This is a genomic window from Acidimicrobiales bacterium (genome assembly GCA_036378675.1).
Lineage (GTDB): Bacteria > Actinomycetota > Acidimicrobiia > Acidimicrobiales > Palsa-688 > DASUWA01.
The window spans coordinates 33,106-50,594 of the sequence record DASUWA010000007.1; the positions used below are offsets into that span (position 1 = coordinate 33,106).

The 17,489-nt window shown below is 64.9% G+C and carries 13 protein-coding genes; 8 read left to right on the forward strand and 5 right to left on the reverse strand.

The window, feature by feature from the left end:
- Positions 1-17 precede the first annotated feature (17 nt).
- Positions 18-1,574 (forward strand): AMP-binding protein, encoded by a 1,557-nt coding sequence (locus VFZ97_02360; protein HEX6392254.1) that lies wholly within the window; start codon positions 18-20, stop codon positions 1,572-1,574.
- 7 nt (positions 1,575-1,581) lie between these two features.
- Here the strand turns inward: VFZ97_02360 and VFZ97_02365 are convergent, their stop codons facing one another.
- Together VFZ97_02365 and VFZ97_02370 are read right to left on the reverse strand one after the other, a co-directional pair.
- Positions 1,582-1,980: a nuclear transport factor 2 family protein gene (locus VFZ97_02365; GenBank protein ID HEX6392255.1), complete on the reverse strand. Its 399-nt coding sequence runs from the start codon at positions 1,978-1,980 to the stop codon at positions 1,582-1,584.
- Between the two features lie 59 nt (positions 1,981-2,039).
- Positions 2,040-4,715: a hypothetical protein gene (locus VFZ97_02370; protein HEX6392256.1), complete on the reverse strand. Its 2,676-nt coding sequence runs from the start codon at positions 4,713-4,715 to the stop codon at positions 2,040-2,042.
- A 120-nt stretch (positions 4,716-4,835) separates the two neighbouring features.
- On the opposite strand from VFZ97_02370, the gene lon reads away from it, so the two are divergent.
- The 3 genes from lon (at position 4,836) to VFZ97_02385 (ending at position 8,265) form a co-directional block, all read left to right on the forward strand.
- The gene (gene lon / locus VFZ97_02375) at positions 4,836-7,217 is read left to right on the forward strand and encodes an endopeptidase La (protein ID HEX6392257.1); all 2,382 of its coding nucleotides are present in this window, start codon (positions 4,836-4,838) and stop codon (positions 7,215-7,217) included.
- Between the two features lie 105 nt (positions 7,218-7,322).
- Positions 7,323-7,754: an HU family DNA-binding protein gene (locus VFZ97_02380; protein ID HEX6392258.1), complete on the forward strand. Its 432-nt coding sequence runs from the start codon at positions 7,323-7,325 to the stop codon at positions 7,752-7,754.
- 13 nt (positions 7,755-7,767) lie between these two features.
- Positions 7,768-8,265 (forward strand): histone H1-like repetitive region-containing protein, encoded by a 498-nt coding sequence (locus VFZ97_02385; protein ID HEX6392259.1) that lies wholly within the window; start codon positions 7,768-7,770, stop codon positions 8,263-8,265.
- Between the two features lie 45 nt (positions 8,266-8,310).
- Here VFZ97_02385 and cofC read toward each other — a convergent pair whose 3' ends face one another.
- Complete coding sequence (gene cofC, locus VFZ97_02390) at positions 8,311-8,934, reverse strand: 2-phospho-L-lactate guanylyltransferase (protein HEX6392260.1); 624 nt, start codon at positions 8,932-8,934, stop codon at positions 8,311-8,313.
- A gap of 67 nt (positions 8,935-9,001) precedes the next feature.
- Between cofC and VFZ97_02395 the strand changes: the two genes are divergently transcribed.
- From VFZ97_02395 to VFZ97_02410, 4 genes are read left to right on the forward strand one after another with little or no spacing between them, the layout of a single operon-like run.
- Positions 9,002-9,409, forward strand: a complete 408-nt coding sequence (locus VFZ97_02395; GenBank protein HEX6392261.1) for an RpiB/LacA/LacB family sugar-phosphate isomerase — start codon at positions 9,002-9,004, stop codon at positions 9,407-9,409.
- Entirely contained in the window at positions 9,406-10,146 is a 741-nt protein-coding gene (locus tag VFZ97_02400) for a pyrimidine reductase family protein (GenBank protein HEX6392262.1), read from the forward strand. Before VFZ97_02395 ends, VFZ97_02400 begins: the two co-directional genes overlap by 4 nt.
- Positions 10,143-10,814: a ribonuclease HII gene (locus tag VFZ97_02405; protein HEX6392263.1), complete on the forward strand. Its 672-nt coding sequence runs from the start codon at positions 10,143-10,145 to the stop codon at positions 10,812-10,814. The genes VFZ97_02400 and VFZ97_02405 overlap by 4 nt, the downstream gene beginning before the upstream one ends.
- A gap of 58 nt (positions 10,815-10,872) precedes the next feature.
- Positions 10,873-14,679, forward strand: coding sequence for an ABC transporter ATP-binding protein (locus VFZ97_02410; GenBank protein ID HEX6392264.1), 3,807 nt, complete (start codon positions 10,873-10,875; stop codon positions 14,677-14,679).
- Here the strand turns inward: VFZ97_02410 and VFZ97_02415 are convergent.
- On the reverse strand, positions 14,637-16,688 hold the full coding sequence (locus VFZ97_02415) for a hypothetical protein (protein HEX6392265.1): 2,052 nt from the start codon (positions 16,686-16,688) through the stop codon (positions 14,637-14,639). The genes VFZ97_02410 and VFZ97_02415 overlap by 43 nt on opposite strands.
- A 362-nt stretch (positions 16,689-17,050) precedes the next feature.
- Positions 17,051-17,419: a hypothetical protein gene (locus tag VFZ97_02420; protein HEX6392266.1), complete on the reverse strand. Its 369-nt coding sequence runs from the start codon at positions 17,417-17,419 to the stop codon at positions 17,051-17,053.
- Positions 17,420-17,489: the final 70 nt, after the last annotated feature.

The window sequence follows — 17,489 nt, forward strand, 5'->3', positions numbered from 1 at the left end:
ACCTACGGGGGATGAGCATGTACGTGCCCTTGACCATCCTGGACTTTCTCGACAGGGCGGCAACCGTGTATTCCGACCGTACGGCCGTCGTGGACGAGCCAGGAACGCCGGGCTCGATGGGATCGATGACCTATGGCGACCTCGACGCGCGAGCCAGAGGCATGGCGATCACGCTCGGCGAGATGGGAGTGGGTATCGGCGATCGGGTAGCCATCGTGAGCCCGAACTCTGCCCGGTTCATGGTCTCGTTCTTCGGTGTGAGCGGTTACGGGCGGGTTCTCGTGCCGATCAACTACCGGCTCGGGCCGGACGAAATCAGGTACATCGTCGAGCACTCCGGCGCGTCGGTGCTTCTGATCGACCCGGAGTCAGAGGCCAACGTCGCGGGCATCGACGTCAAGCACCGCATCCTTCTGAACGGTTCATCCGACGTCGAGCTCTTCTCGCCCGTCGGACCGGGTAGACCGCGGGAGCCGGATCATTGGGATCCGGACGAGGCCGCGACCGCGAGCATCAACTACACCAGCGGCACAACCGCCCGGCCGAAAGGGGTGCAGATCACCCACCGGAACTGCTGGCTCAACGCGACCGTCTTCGGTTGGCATGTGAACGTCAGCGACCGTGACGTGTACATGCACACTCTCCCGATGTTCCACTGCAACGGATGGGGGATGCCGTACGCCGTTACCGCGATGGGAGTTCCGCAGATCGTGGTCAGGAAGATCGACGGTGAGGAGATTCTTCGGCGGATCGGCGACCACGGGGTGACTCTGCTCTGCGGTGCCCCGGCTGTGGTCGCAGCAGTACTGGACGCTGCGGGTTCCCGCCGAGAGGCTGGCCGGCCGATTCCCGGTCGGGACCAGATTCGGATGGTTGTGGCCGGCGCGCCCCCTCCCTCCAAGACCATCGAGAGAGTTGAGACCGAGCTCGGATGGGAGTTCATTCAGATCTACGGCCTGACCGAGACGTCCCCGCTTCTCACCATCAACAGGAGGCGGAGCGAATGGGACGGATCGGGTCCTGCCGAGCTGAGCAAGCGCCTGTCCCACGCGGGAGTGCCGGCTGTCGGCGTGCAGATTCGAACCTCACCCGACGGCGAAGTCCTGGCCCGGTCCAATCACGTCTTCGACGGCTACTGGCACCAGAAAGCCGAGACCGACAAGGTCATCGTCGACGGCTGGTTTCACACCGGTGACGAGGGAAGGATCGTCGACGGGAACTACCTGTCCATCTCGGATCGCAAGAAGGACGTGATCATCTCTGGAGGGGAGAACATCAGCTCGGTCGAAGTCGAGGACTGCCTCTACCAGCATCCCGCGGTGGCTGAGGTGGCCGTGATCGGGGTACCGAGCGAACGCTGGGGTGAGACGGTCAAGGCGCTCGTCGTGTTGCGTCCGGGCGAGGATGCGAACGAATCGCAGATAATCGAGTTCTGCCGGGGGCGTCTGGCGCACTTCAAGTGCCCGACCTCGGTCGAGTTCGTCGACGCGCTGGCGCGGACCGCCACGGGCAAACTTCAGAAGTTCAAGCTCCGCGCCCCGTATTGGGAGGGCTACGAACGCAAGGTGAACTGACCCGAGCTCAGCGCTCGGTCAGTATCCGCTGACTGAATCTCATATCCCGACCGGAACCGACGAACGTGTCGTGATAACGGCCCGCGAAGGTCTGTGACCAGGTGTCGTTTCGCTTGGCATTTATCGTCAGGTCCGATACGGAGTGATAGGTGCCGTCGTGCGACCCGTTGCTTACGACCACGTTGGTCACCTGGTGAAGCGTCTTTACGTTGGGCTGGTTCGCGAGCATCTTCTGGATCGCGTCCTTGCCGGCCGTCTCGTCACCGAGCTGGATGAACCTTGCCTCGGCGGAGAAGAGGTCGGCCGCGGCTTGGAACTCGCCGTCGTCTACGAGTTGGCAGAATCGGGCCAGCAGCCTCCGAATGGCCGCCTCCACCTCCGTGGACACTTCCTTAGAGACAGTCATCGGGTGTGACTGTACGCGGTGCGGGACGCTCGTTGGGGCGGCCTGGGTGGACTCCGTGGCTAGTGGCGCCCACCGAGCCGGCGGTCTGCGATCAGGTCCAGGACCAGACCGGTCCATCCGGTCTGATGGGAGGCTCCGAGCCCGGCGCCGGTGTCTCCGTGGAAGTATTCGTGGAACAGAATCTGGTCGCGCCAGGCCGGGTCGGTCTGCATGAGCCGGTTGGACCCGAACACCGGCCGTTTCCCTGAAGCGTCGGGCAGGAAGATCGAAACCAACCGCCGAGCAAGATCGTCAGAGACCTGGTTCAACGTTCGCTTCGTCCCTGATCCGGTGGGGTGTTCGACTGTGAATCCCTCGCCGAAGAAGTCGTGGTAGCGGTCGAGCGCTTCCGTAAGCAGGTAGTTCAGCGGGAACCAGACCGGACCCCTCCAGTTGGAGTTTCCTCCAAAGAGAGTCGTGGTTGACTCTGCCGGCTCGTAATCGACCGACGCCGTCGATCCTCCGAGGTCGAGCGTGAACGGATGCGCGAGGTGGTAGCGAGACAGCGACCTGAGACCGTGATCCGAAAGCAGCTCCTCCGGATCGACGCACCGGGACAGGACTCTGACGAGACGGTCTCTGCCGACCACGGAGAGCAAGATCCGACCAGGCTTCCCGGGGGTGCTCGAACGCGAGACGTGATGCGCGTACTGGGACCTGTTGGTCACGAACCAGTCCAACCGCCGCGAGAAGGCAGGCAGCTTGTCGAGGAGCTCCTGATCGAGGACGGTGGCAGCGAAGAGCGGAACGACCCCGACCAGCGATCTCGCGCGGACAGGAATCGATTGGCCGCTGGCGAGGACGATTAGGTCGTAGAAGAAACCGTCCTGGTCGTCCCACAGACCTTGCCATTCCATGGCGTGGGCGATGATGGTGAAGTGTTCGAAGAACTTCGTGGCCACGTCCTCGTAGACCGGATCGTTCAGGGCCAACTGAAGCGAAATCTCCAGGAGATTCAAGCAGTACATCGCCATCCAGGCGGTTCCGTCTGACTGCTCCAGCCGCCCGGCTACCGGCAATGGTCTCGACCGGTCGAACAAGCCGATGTTGTCCAAGCCGAGAAATCCACCCTCGAAGAGGTTGTTGCCGGCTGCGTCCTTTCGGTTCACCCACCAGGTGAAGTTGAGCAGGAGCTTGTGCAGGATCCTTTCGAGGAATTCGAAATCTGGTGTCGCATCGACGTCCCGGCTGGCCCTCGCCTGCCAGTCGATCTCCCATACCCTCAACGCGGCCCAGGCGTGGACGGGCGGGTTGACGTCGCTGAAGTTCCATTCGTACGCGGGCAGCTGGCCGTTCGGGTGCATGAACCACTCCCGGCCCAGCAGTATCAGCTGCCGCTTGGCGAACTCGGCGTCGAGATGCGCCAGGGCTACGCAGTGAAAAGCGAGATCCCACGACGCGTACCACGGGTACTCCCAGGGATCGGGCATCGAGATCACGTCACGGTTGTCGAGGTGGGTCCAATCCCCGTTGCGAATCAGGCCGCGCCCCGCAGGGGGAGGAGGTTGTGCGGGGTCCCCGTCCAGCCACCTTTTGACGTTGAAGTGGAAGTACTGCTTCGACCAGAGCATCCCCGCCGACGCCTGGCGCAGCACCAGCGCCTCTTCTGCGGTGGCGTCTTTCGGCACGAGCCGCGCATAGAACAGGTCAGCTTCGGACTTCCGGTCGGCCATCACCTTTTCGTATGCCAGACCCAGGTCACCCTCGGCGGACGTCGGAGTCGGCTTGGCGCCCTCTCCGGGCTTCCAGAACCGCAGACGCAGCTCCATCGTGGCGCCAGGGGGTGCCGTTACGCGATAACGGAGCGCGGCCTTGGTGCCGGACATGTGCGGGTTCACGGTCGGGGCGGACGAGAGGACATGGTCGGCGATGCCGTCCTTGGGATAAGCCGGTCCCGGCGCCCCGAAGAGCTTGGCCAGGTTCGTGTCGTTGTCGCAGAAGAGGAGCTCAGGTTCGCCGGCGCCGGTCAGCCGCCACCTCCCCAGAACCGGGTGGGTGACGCTCACCGTGCGGTGGTCCTCCGCGGTGAGCGTCGGACGCCCGGTCGTTCCACCGCCCGGGGTGTCCCAGCTCCAGGTGTTACGGAACCAGATCGTCGGCAGGACGTCGATGGTCGCCTCGTCGGGCCCCATGTTTCGAACCTGGATGTGCCACAGCAGGTCCTCCGGGGCGCCTTTCGCCCAGGTGGCGGTAACCACCCAGTACCGGTTGTCGTCGAAGACCCCCGTGTCGATCAGCTCGTATTCGGGGTCTAGCCGGCTCCGGCGGGCGTTCTCATGGAGCAACCCGGCGTACGGGAACGGGGCCTGGGGGTAGTGGTAGCGCCACACCAGCCAGGAGGAGGTGGGGGTCGCGTCCAGGTACCACCAGTACTCCTTTACGTCCTCCCCGTGGTTCCCCTGCTCGGACGTGAGGCCGTACATGCGCTCCTTGAGGACCGGATCCTCGCCGTTCCACAGGGCCAGAGCGAGACAAATCTGCTGGTCAAGGTCACAAATCCCGCCGAGCCCGTCCTCGCTCCAGCGGTAGGCCCGGGACGGGGCTTGCTCGAAGGGAAGGTACGACCAGGCGTCCCCGTTAGCTGAGTAGTCCTCCCTCACGGTGCCCCAAGCCCGCTCCGACAGGTACGGCCCCCAGATACGCCATGGGAGGTCGCCGCGGTTGGCCTGATCGAGTCTTTCCTGCTCGTCCTCCATCCGCACATCGTCCCACTCCGAGTCCGGAGCGAAAGTTGAGTGGCCTAGGAACAACTTTCCTCCAAGGATCGTTATCCTGGGTGCACTTACAGGATTACATCCTCGGAAGAGAGTCTCGATATGCCTCCTTTAGCCACCTCGGCCCTGCCGCTGCTCCCCCTGGACGCGGGCGTTGTGTTGCCTGGAATGACCATCACGCTCGCCCTGGAGACGCCAGAGGCAAGGGCTGCGGTCGAGGCCGCGCCCGGTGCCGGCAACCGGCTGGTCCTGGTCCCTCGGATCGGTCGTTCCGACGGTCCAGATTCGAGTAGCGGACGCTACGCCAGAGTCGGGACGATCGCGTCGATCGAGCGGTCGGGCACGCTGCCCGGGGGGACGCCTGCGGTCGTTGTCTCCGGCCAGGGCAGGGCGGTGATAGGTGCTGCCACCGCGGCCGCCGGCGCCGCGTTGTGGGTCGGGGTCGAGGCGGTCGAGGAGGCCCAACCGGGCCCCGAGAACGAGGAGTCCGCGCGGGAGCTTCGGGCGGTATTCGAGGCGATCGCGGAGCACCGCGGCATCGGACGGCTTGGCGACCTGCTTCGAGGGGTCACCAGCCCCGGGGAGCTGGCCGACACGGCCGGATACTGGCCTGAGCTGTCGGTGGAGAGGAAGGTCGAGCTTCTCGAAACGCTCGATCCGTCGAAGAGGGTCGAACTGGTCCTGGCCTGGGGCCGGGAGACTCTGGCCGAGCTGGAACTGAAGGACCGCATCCGCAGCGACGTCGCTGAGGGCATGGAGCGCACCCAGCGTGAATATCTCCTGCGCCAGCAGCTTGCCGCGATCCGCAAGGAACTGGGCGAAGGCGGTGATTCGGAGTCCGGCGATGACTACCGGACGCGGCTGGAAAGCCTGAACGTCAGCGAAGCGGTGCGTGCCGCGATAACACGCGAGATCGACCGCTTCGAAAGGATGAGCGAGCAGAGTCCGGAACACGGATGGATCCGCACGTGGCTCGACACCATCTTCGAGATCCCTTGGGGACAGCGAAGCGATGACCGGCTTGACGTCAGCGAAGCCAGGTCGATCCTCGATGCTGATCACACCGGCCTCGATGAGGTCAAGGAACGGATCGTCGAGCATCTTGCCGTTCGCAAACTCCGGGTCGACCGTGGTCTCGAGGGCGAACCGTCTGAAAAGGGTGGCCGAGGCTCGGGTGGGATGATTCTCACCCTGGTCGGACCTCCCGGCGTCGGCAAGACGTCGCTCGGCGAGTCGATGGCTCGCGCGATGGGTCGTAAGTTCGTCCGGGTCGCCCTAGGTGGCGTCCGCGACGAGGCCGAGATACGCGGTCACCGTCGTACATACGTCGGGGCCATGCCCGGCCGCATAGTCCGCGCGATCAAGGACGCAGGGACGCTAAACCCCGTCGTGTTGCTCGACGAGGTGGACAAGCTCGGAAGCGACTGGCGAGGAGATCCTTCCGCCGCGTTGCTCGAAGTGCTCGATCCCGCCCAGAACCACACGTTCCGGGATCACTACCTGGATGTCGATCTCGATCTTTCAGATGTCCTGTTCGTCGCGACCGCGAACAACGCTGAGCAAATACCTGGACCGCTCTTCGACCGCATGGAGGTCGTTCGCATCGACGGCTACAGCGACGAGGAGAAGGTCGGGATCGCGCGCGACCACTTGCTGCAGCGCCAGCTTGCTCGAGCCGGTCTTCTCGAAGGAGAAGTCGAGGTCACTGACGATGCGATTCGTGCAGTGATCGACGGGTATACCCGTGAAGCGGGTGTGCGTGGACTGGAGCGCGAGCTCGGAAGGTTGTTGCGCAAGGCCGCAGCGAAGGTCGCCGCGGAGCAGCCCACGCAACCGATACGCGTCGGATCGGAAGACGTTCGGACCTGGTTGGGACGCCCGCGTCATCGTCCCGAGGTCGCGGAGCGCACTTCAGTTCCAGGCGTGGCGACCGGTCTCGCGGTCACCGGAGTGGGCGGAGACGTTCTGTTCGTCGAAGCGAGCGCGTCCCCCGGAGACGGAGGGCTCACCCTCACCGGACAACTCGGCGATGTGATGCAGGAATCAGCGCGTATCGCGCTCTCGTACGCTCAAGCGCATGCTGATGAGCTCGGACTGCCAGAAGGCGCATTCGACCACAAGCGGATACACGTGCACGTTCCCGCGGGAGCGATACCGAAGGATGGACCGTCTGCAGGCGTGACGATGACGACCGCGTTAGTTAGTCTTTTAACCGGACGTCCTGTTCGTTCCGAAGTTGGAATGACCGGCGAGGTCACGTTACAAGGCAAAGTCCTTCCCATTGGTGGAGTCAAGCAGAAGGTTCTTGCTGCTCACCGCGCAGGACTCACTGAAGTCGTGTTGCCCGCGCGCAACGAAGATGACCTCGAAGACGTTCCCGAAGCCGTTCGCAGTGAGATGAAGTTCCATCTCGCGTCCGATATCGGCGAAGTCCTGGAAAATGCCCTCGGAGCAAAAACCCTTGTGGGACAAGGAGTTTTCTGAGCACTTCGCTCGAAACTCCTTGTCATGCAAGGGAAATGCTTGACCTGGCGCCGCGAAACCTCTTGTATATCAGGGAACTTCCCCAAATAACGCCAGGAGGTGGCGGTGAACAGGACAGAGCTAGTCGAGTCTGTGTCCGGAAAGACCGGGCTGGACAGGAGACAGTCGGAGGCTGCGGTTGGCGCAGTCACCGATGCCGTGATAGCCGAGATCAGAGCGGGTAACAAGGTCTCGCTCTTCGGCTTCGGGACGTTTTCGCCGACTGCACGGGCCGCTCGGATGGGGCGCAATCCTCAAACTGGGGCTCCGGTGAGGATCGCCGCCTCCAAGGGCGTTCGCTTTGCGCCGGCTTCGGCGTTCAAGGACGTGCTCAACAAGGGCGGCAAAGCCGCCGGCGGCAAGAAGGCAGCGCCCGCAAAGAAAGCCGGCGCTTCCAAGAAGGCTTCGGCCAAGAAGGCTCCGGCTAAGAAGACCGCAGCCGCGTCGAAGAAGGCCACGTCGGCCAAAAAGGCCGCTAAGTCGGCGAAGAAGCGCTGAGAAAGGCAAGAGCATGAGCCCGTTGAAAAAGGCCGCCCCGGCCGCAAGAAAGACAGCAGCAAGGAAGTCGACGACCGCGAAGAAGGCTGCCAAGCGGACGACCGCAGCTCGTAAGACGACCGCGCGAAAGACTGCCGCTCGTAAGACGACGGCGAGGAAGACGACCGCCAAGCGGACCACCGCGAAGCGGACCGCAGCGAAGAAGGCGACTGCCAAGCGGACTACCGCGAGGAAGACTGCTGCGAAGCGGACTACCGCAGCTCGCAAGGCTACGGCGAAGAAGACAACAGCTAGAAAGACAGCGGCGAAGCGGACCGCGAAGAGAGCTCCCGCCAAGCGCACTGCTAAGCGGACCACCGCGCGGAAGACCGCTGCAAAGCGGACTACCGCGAGGAAGACTGCTGCGAAGCGGACCACGGCCAGAAAGACAGCGGCCAAACGGACCGCCAAGAGAGCTCCGGCCAAGCGGACCACCGCCCGCAAGGCGGCGGCGAAGAAGGCCTCTAGCTAGAAAGCAACCTGTGTCCCGCCCGCGAAAGCGGGCGGGACATTCGGTTTAGACCCCCACGAAGGCCAGGTCTTCTGGAACGTCGACATCCCACGCAAGGGGGCTGTCGTGGACGATTCTGACCGGCGCCCCGGTTCTCTTCGCTTCACCCACGTGGCGGGCGAAGGATCCCGGGCCGTACGAGAAGCTGAAGCCGGCCGACGGTGGAACTGCGATGACGTTGCTTCCATCGCCGTGGCGGTCAGGGACGATCGTTATCCCGAGAAAGTCGGCGATCCAGCTGAGGTCGGTCGCCAACGGCAGATCCCCGGCTGCGACGATCGCCAACTGTACTCCAAGGTCGCCCAGACGGCGCACCCCTTCTTGGACCGCGCCGTTCAACCCTCTCCCCGGTTCCCAGATGACCAAGGCTCCCGCCGACCGAGCCCAGCTCGCCACCTCACGGTCGTCGCAAACCACGGCCACTGGGAGATTTCCTGCGGATGCCACGACACGGTTGGCCATGTCGCGGGCCAGTTGCGCTCTGCGCTCCGGGGAGAGGGCCGGGGCGAGCCTCACCTTGGCGTCCCGGAACGACTTCACCGGCACGAGCACCGCGACGGGCCCCAGTCGCGGGGCCATTGGCTGCTTCGGCTCGTCCTCCTGGGGTCGCCCCACGGGGCTGGTCGGCACCCCACGAATCCTAAGTGCCCTCCGGGTCTAGGCGGCACAGGCGCACGCGGTTTATAAGCTCTCTCGGGTGCGCGTAGCTTTCGGAACCGACGAGGTGACCGCTTTGGCGGACGTTGTCACCGAACATCTCGCCAAGCTTGGCCACGACGTAGACACATTGTGCGCGCCCGGGTGGTGGCCCGATGTGGGGCGTCTGGTCGGGGAAGCGGTGGCAGACGGACGTGCCGATGCGGGTGTCGTCTGCTGCTGGACCGGGACGGGAGTTTCGATCGCAGCGAACAAGGTCCCCGGTATCAGGGCGGCGTTGTGCGTGGACGCCCAAACCGCGGCGGGATCGCGTAAATGGAACGACGCGAACGTCCTGGCGCTGAGCCTCCGCCTCACCAGCCCTGAAGTGGCCACGGAGATCCTCGACGCGTTCATGTCAACTCCCGCTGACCCGAGCGAGTCGGACGCAGTAGCGCAATTGCGTTGATCCGCCGGCTTCTCCCTGACGCGTGTGTCATCAGTGGTGACGAAGCTCTGGAGGACTTCTATTACGTCGCGCCGGGCCGCCACGTTCGAGCCGACTTCGTCGTGTCGCTCGACGGTGCAGTCGAGATCGGCGGCAGGAGCATGCCCCTAGGTGCGCCGGCGGACAGGGCCGCCTTCTTGGCGATGCGCGCCGTCGCCGACGCCGTTCTTGTCGGGGCCGGCACCGCTCGAATTGAACGATATGGGCGACCGGCGGTAGCCGGGGACGGCCAGCAACGCCGCAGGTCGAGAGGTCAGCAACCCGTTCCGCCTCTGGCGATCGTAAGCCGGCGAGGGCTCCTCGGCTCCGGGGACCGCGTGTTCTCGGGCGGCTACAGGCCGATCGTCATCACGACCGCCGCGGCGATAGCAGTACATCCCGAGCTGGTAGATCTAGCGGACGTGGTGGAGTGCGGGGACGTCGAGGTGGACCTTTGTAAGGCGATCGAGCATCTTGCCGGGATGGGTTTGGGACGGGTTCTGTGCGAGGGGGGCCCGTCGTTGCTCCACTCGTTGCTGACCGACGACCTCGTAGACGAGATGTGCGTGACGTTCTCGCCGGTGATCGCCGGGCCTCAGCACCTTCACCTCTCCGGCGCAATACCGCTTGCCGAACCTAGCTGGTTTCGCCTGGGAGCGCTGCTCGAAGGCGACGGCCTGCTTATGGCTCGCTACAACAGAGAACGGGCGACGGCATGACCGACCGGGCTCCCACCCTTGCCGTCGAGCGCGCGCTGTGGGCCGAGGGACACGACATCGTCGTAGGCGTCGACGAGGTGGGCCGGGGGGCGTGGGCGGGTCCGATAACCGTCGGGGCGGCTGTTCTCCCGAAGACTCGAAGGGTATATCGAGTCCGGGACTCCAAGATGCTCACGGAAACCGAGCGTGAGAGGCTCTTCTCGCGGATCGCCGACTGGTGCGAGAGCTGGGCGGTCGGCTCGGCGTCGCAGGAAGAATGCGATTCGATCGGAATGGCGGATGCGCAGAGGCTGGCTGCGCGCCGGGCGATCGAGGGCCTGGGCGTGCAGCCGGATCATGTCCTCGTGGACGGCAACTGGGACTTCGTCGGGGCCGGATCGACTCGCAGGATCATCCGCGGGGATGCCACCTGCCTGTCGATCTCCGCGGCATCGATACTCGCGAAGGTGAGCAGGGACCGGATGATGCGAGCCGAAGCGGCGAACTACCCCGCCTACGAGTTCGACTCGAACAAGGGTTATCCGTGCCCTCGCCACAAGATGGCGCTTCACGCATACGGTCCGTCGGCCATTCACCGCCGAACTTGGATATTCATGGAGCACCTTGTCTGGGGGGTCGAGGGCGCTCGTGCGACACCGCGCATCTGGCTGGAGGGAGGACTCGAGTAAGGAGCGGCTCAGCTTTTCCCGGTTCTACCACCCCCGGATCGTTAGCATGACTCACAAGATGCGCGTAAGTGCGAGGCCCGGATGGATACGCCGTTTGTTGCCGTGGCTGGCCCCGCACAGGCGGAACGTGCTTCTGTCCTTCGGTGCCGCCTTTGTCGGAAGCGGAGTGTCAGCCGCGGTGCCCGCGGTGCAGAGGCAGGTGGTCGATGAGGTCGTAGCCGGAGGTCACGTCTTCATCGCTCCGTGGGTCGCCGTTCTCGGGCTAGCCGCTGCGGCGCGTTTCGGGGCGGCGTACGTCCGTCGATTCGTCGGCGGTCGGGTCAGCCTCGACGTGCAGAACGACCTGCGCAACGCGATATACGACCAACTCCAGCGTCTCGACTTCGCACGCCACGACGAGCTCCAGACTGGCCAGCTGGTCTCGCGGGCCAACTCTGACGTGGGCCTCTTACAGAGCCTCCTCGCGTTCCTGCCCATCATGAGCGGAAACGTCCTGCTGCTCGCCGGTGCATTGGGGGTGATGTTCTACTACTCACCGTTGCTCGCCGTGGTCGCCCTTTGCGTGGTGCCGACCTTGATCTGGAGCGCGTACAGCATGCGAGAGAAGACCTTCCCTGCGAGCTGGGATTCTCAGCAGCGGGAGGGGGAGGTCGCAATCGTCGTCGAAGAGGCCGTGACCGGCGTGAGAGTTGTCAAGGGGTTCGGTCAGGAGAAGCACGAGCTCGCGCGCCTGATCGAACGAGCCCAAATCCTATACGGCTCTCGCCTGCGAGCGGTTCGGTTGCAGGCGAAGTACCAGCCGGTGCTTCAAGCGATTCCCGTGTTCGGGCAGGTCGCGGTCCTCGCGCTCGGCGGATGGATGGCGATACATCACAAGATTTCCATCGGGACGTTCCTGGCTTTCGCAACCTACCTTGTGCAGCTGTCCAGCCCGGCCCGGATGCTCGCCGGTCTGCTTGTGGTCGGCCAGCAGGCGCGCGCAGGCGCCGAGCGTGTGTTAGACCTCCTCGTGTCGACCCCGGTCGTCGAGGAGAAAGCCGACGCCATCGAGCTGCCGCCTGTTTCCGGCGCGGTCCACTTCGAGGGCGTCACCTTCGGGTACCTGGCCAGCCAGCCGGTGTTGAGGTCCTTCGACCTGAACGTCGCCGCCGGAGAGACCGTGGCTCTTGTCGGGGCGTCGGGCTCCGGTAAGTCGACGGTGGCGCTGTTGCTTCCTCGTTTCTACGACGTTCAGGACGGAAGCGTCAGCTTGGACGGAACCGACGTCAGGGATGTGACCCTGACCTCCCTCCGTTGCCAGATAGGCGTCGTATTCGAGGAGAGCTTCTTGTTCTCGGACTCGGTCCGCGAAAACATCGCCTTCGGCCGACCCGATGCCACGCAGGAGGAGGTCGAGGCCGCGGCGCGCGCCGCCGAGGCCCATGATTTCATCTCGCGCCTGCCGGACGGGTACTCGACGCTCGTAGGCGAGCGCGGCCTGACGCTGTCGGGCGGTCAACGGCAGCGCATCGCGTTGGCTCGCGCATTGCTCACCGACCCGCGGATACTCATCCTCGACGACGCAACCAGCTCCATCGATGCGCGCGTCGAGGAGGAGATCCACGCCACACTACGGCGGGTCATGAAGGGCCGGACCACCATCCTCGTCGCTCACCGCCGGTCGACCCTGCGGCTCGCGGACCGCATCGCAGTCGTCGAGGACGGGCGGATAATCGACCAGGGAACTCACGAGGAGCTCATGTCCCGCTGCCCCACCTACCGGAAGCTGCTCGCCGGCCCGGGAGAGGACGCCGAAGGGGTCGGTGCGCTGGCACTTGACGATTCCGAGTCTGATGTGGAGGAGACGGGAATCACGGAATCGCTCTGGAGCGAAGAGGACGCGGAGGGGAGTGGATTCGACGGTCAGGTCGTGGCGGCACCTCGTCAATCGGCGGGCCTCGGAGCAGGTCGCGGTGGCGGTGGCGGTGGCGGGGGAGGAGGCGGCAACTGGATGGGGGCGCTCGGGCCGACGCCGGAGCTTCTTGCCAAGGTCGCCGCGCTGCCACCGGTTCGAGACGAACCGGGTGTCGACGTCTGGGCGGAGGCGCGCGATGATCCTTCGTTTTCGCTCGGTCGGTTCGTGCGTCCCTACCGGAAGTACCTGCTCACAGGCCTGGTGCTAGTGGTGCTCGACGCCCTTGCAGCCCTCGCCGGCCCGGTCCTCATCCGGTGGGGACTCGACCAAGGGGTCGCGAAGGGCTCTGAGAGGGCCCTTTGGCTTTCGTCGGCGATATTCCTCGTGGTGGCCCTGCTCGACCTCGGGGATTCGATGCTCCAGGTTCTCGTGACCGGCCGGACCGCGGAGAGGCTTTTGCTCGCGCTCCGCGTCCGCATCTGGTCGCATCTCCAGCGGCTGTCGATCGACTACTACGAGCGCGAGATGGCGGGACGAATCATGACCCGCATGACCACCGACGTCGACGCATTCTCAAACCTGCTGCAGTCGGGACTCATCAACGCGGTCGTGGCCATGTTCACATTTCTGGGAGTCGCTATCGCGCTACTGGTGTGGAACTGGAACCTTGGTCTCGTCGCTCTGTCGGTCTTGGTCCCATTCGCCGGCGCGACGATCGCTTACCGCCGGCTCTCCTCTGCTGCGTACGAGCGGGCGCGCGAGCGAGTCGCGGTTGTGAATGCGAGCATGCAGGAGAGCCTGTCCGGAGTAAGGGAGTCGCAGGCGTTCGTCAGGGAGAGTCGCAACCGCCGGGACTTCAGGCAGCTCTCCAAGGGATATCTCGACGCGCGTCTCGGAGCGCAGCGACTTGTGGCCTTGTACTTCCCGTTCGTCGACTTCTTGTCCGACACCGCCGCAGTACTGGTGCTCGCGGTCGGGTCGGCGATGATCGCGAGCAGATCCTTGACCGCAGGCGAGCTGGTCGGGTTCCTCCTCTACCTCGGGCTCCTGTTCAACCCCATCCAGCAGCTGTCACAGACGTTCGACTCCTACCAGCAGGCCGGCGCTTCGGGAGCCCAGATCAACGCCTTGATGGCAGTCCGCCCGCTCGTCGTCGAGGATCCGCAACCGGTCAGACCCGAGCAGATCAGTGGAAGCGTCGCCTTCAAAGACGTCCACTTCTCCTACCCGTCGGGGTTCTCCGGTCGAGAAGCGCTCGCAGGTGTTGATCTCGAGATCTCGCCAGGTGAGAGCGTCGCGCTGGTCGGAGAGACCGGTGCAGGGAAGTCGACGATCGTCAAGCTGATCACCCGTTTCTACGATCCTACGAGCGGTTCCGTGAGCGTTGACGGCATCGATCTGCGACGAATGGATCTGCCGGCCTTCCGCCATCGTCTCGGATACGTCCCACAAGAAGCGTTCCTGTTTTCTGGAACCATCCGCGACAACATCGCGTATGGGAGACCGGACGCCACTGACGCCGAGGTAGAGGCGGCAGCTCGCGCAGTGGGAGCGCATGACCTGGTAGCGGGCCTTGCCGGCGGGTACCTCCATCGGGTCAGCGAGCGAGGTAGGTCTCTGTCGACAGGGCAGAGACAGTTGATCGCGCTGGCCAGGGCTGAGCTGGTGAACCCGGCGATACTGCTGTTGGACGAGGCGACCTCCAACCTCGACCTGGCGACAGAGGCGAGAGTGACCCGGGCGATGAACGTGGTGGCGCAGGGGCGAACGACTGTCGTGATAGCCCACCGGTTGCAGACCGCGCGGCGCGCAGATCGCATCCTCGTTCTCGACGGCGGACGAGTCGTGGAGGACGGCACGCACGAGCAACTCGTAGCGGCCGGTGGCACCTACGCCGTCATGTGGAGGTCGTTCGAGATCGAATCGACCTATAGCTCGGGTGTGCCCGTCCAGACGTCGAGCCTGCCGTAGGCGATTCCGACGACTACCGCCGTTGACCCCGCAAAGGCTGCCTGCTCCAGCGACGCGCCAGTAGCCGTTGCCCAAAGCGGATCCCCGGTGTCGACGCGTTGCCAACTGGAACCGGAGTCGCTGGAGATCCACACCGCGACGCCTGACGCGGACGGCGGGTAGAGCAACGCCGCTCCGAACGGTGCACTTCGGGCATTGAAACGTGACTGTCCGGTGACACCTGTCGCGACCGGGTAGCCCGAACCCGCGACCGCGATCCACCGGGTGTCGGAGACAGCAAGGCTGGTCAGAGGCGCAGGCGCGGCGCGTCCGAAGGCAGCACTGTCCTGGAGCGTCCAACGCGTTCCGTCAGGCGACGTCCAGACCGCGGGAACGAGGGATCCAGACGAAGATTCGGTGGCACCGAACGCGACGAAACCTCCGGCAGTTGACGTGCACCCATCCATCCATTCAGTCGCGCCCGTGGGGGCGGACGGGGACACGACCGCCTGCTTCCATTTCGTTCCGGTGGCGGAGTACCAAGCCGCGGCCGACGTCCCTGAGCGGCTCTGGCTCGCGTCTCCGACGACGAGCACCGTGCCGGAATTGCTGCACATCGCTGCCGGGAATTCGGTAGCGACCCCGGGCTGTGGATCCATCGTTCCGGCGCTTGTCCAGTGCAATCCGTCGGTGCTCGTCCATGCGACCGCCGGAGCGTCCGCCACGCCGGGCGTCGATCCCAACGCCGTTCCCGACGCGATCCAGGTTGCTCCCAGCCGGCCAACGACATTCGATCCCGGCGGTCCGGCCACCGCGGCAGTGGCGCCTGTGGCCGCGGGGGCTGATGTCCAACTGAGCCCGTCCGACGAAACCAACGAAACGGTTGTCGTCGTGGCGGGCCCCACCGCCTGAGACGGATGAGTGATGCGGACCGTCAGAACGAGCTTGCCGGCGACGCTGTCGAGACTCGAAGCCTCCACGATCGATCCGACCGGTCCGAACTGCGACGCACTATCGCTCGGCTCGGTCCACCCGGAAGAGCTGTGGACCAGAAGGTGCGCTTGCCCGGGATCTCCGTCAGCCACCGCGATCGACGCGCCGTTCGACGCGACAAGTGTCGCGTGCCACGCTGAGGGGGCTGCAGCGGGGCCCGGCAGCGCGACCGACGACCAGCGCATTCCGTCAGACGACTGCCAGACGTCCTGAGCTCCGTCATTGCCCCCCACCGCGAACAGTTCCGAGGTGCCGGCGAGAGTGGGGACGGCCGTCACCGCGCGGGCCACACCTCCTGCCGTACCGCTTTCGGGAAACGAAGCGTAGGGCTGGCTCCAAGTCATGCCGTCGGGAGATATCCATGACACCGGCTCCCACACGCCTCCAGCATCAATTCCGCCGACGGCGACCAGTCCGACGGCGCCGCCTTGGCCAGTTCCGAGCTGCGCGACCCCGGTGATCACGTGGTCGCCCTGTCCCGAGAACGACCCTTGCGGCGGCTGCGCCGCTCTCCAGTCGAGCCCGTCCTGCGTACTCCACAGCGCCGCATCGGTAGCCGTCCCGTCTCCTATCGAGCCCGCCGCGTACACCAGTCCCGACGTTGCGAACAACGCGTAGATCCTCGCATCGTCCAGCCCATCGAAGAACCTCGTTGCCTGAGACGACAGCGACCACTGCAAACCGTTGGTCGAGTACCACACCGCGGGTTGCCCACCCACAGTTCCCGACGCGAAGTAACCCAGCCCGCCGGCCGTCACCAAGTCAATTTCGGAACTAGGTGCGGCCGCAGCCGAAGTTCCCGGCACACTGCTTCCGGCGGGCGAATCGGACACCGGCGCGGCCGTGAACGGGGCTCCCGCGGCCGAAGAGATCCACACGGCTGAGTGGCGGCTCGAACCCTGGCCGACGGATCCGACCACGACAGTTCCGGTCCTCCAAGTCGTCGCTGCGTTGGCCTCGCTAAAAGTTCCGGCACCCGTGAGCGGTTGGCTTGTCCACGTTTGAGCGTCTGTCGAAGACCACGCCGTAGCGGTCATGCTCCGCGCCCCGCTACTGCGGGCGCCGGCCGCGATCCAGGGTGACCCGATCTGCCTGGGGGCGAGAACCGAAGCAACGGTTGTCGCGGGCGAGGTATTCAACGCGTCTATGGCCGGGCTGTTGTCGCTGGACCAACTCCACGAGGCCGTTGCGCCCGTCGCCGATGCGCTAGTTGGGGGAGACGTGCTGCCTGGCGGTTTAGTCGAAGGTGATGACCTAGAGGTTCCAGACGAGCACGACGCCGCAAGCAGAACGAATCCGGCCGCCGACGCAATCGCAATTGCGCTGGCACGCCGACTGCGGGTTGGCAATTTCGGCACTCGAATCAGGACCTGCGTACAACCGCTCCTCGGATGGCGCGTCAGCGGTTGCTCAGGCGAATTCCGTCGCCGCCGTCATCCTTTTTCCAAAACTGCCACCAGCGGCGCCCGGTCCGCTCGGCTTCTACCTCGGCGAGGATCTCCGGTCCCGCAGCTGTAACGATCGCGTCAGCCTCATCGAGGATTGCGGCGACATCTTCCGCAGGTTCGTCTGGCTCTTCTTCGACTTGCTCGCGGACCAGGGAACCGCTGACGAAGGATGCGTCGATGATGTCCCGCTGGTAGCGATCGCAGTTCTCAGGGCAGCGCCAAGGAGCCTCCGGCGCGAGGTTGAGGACGCAGAACCGGGCTACCTCGCCGGTGTCGTACGTCCGGCTCTGAAAATGACGGCAGTCCTCGCGCATCGGCACGCTCCCATCGTGCCAGCTTTCCCGGGTACTTTCCCGCCGCCGCAGGCAGGCCGGCGACAGCGGGGTTGGT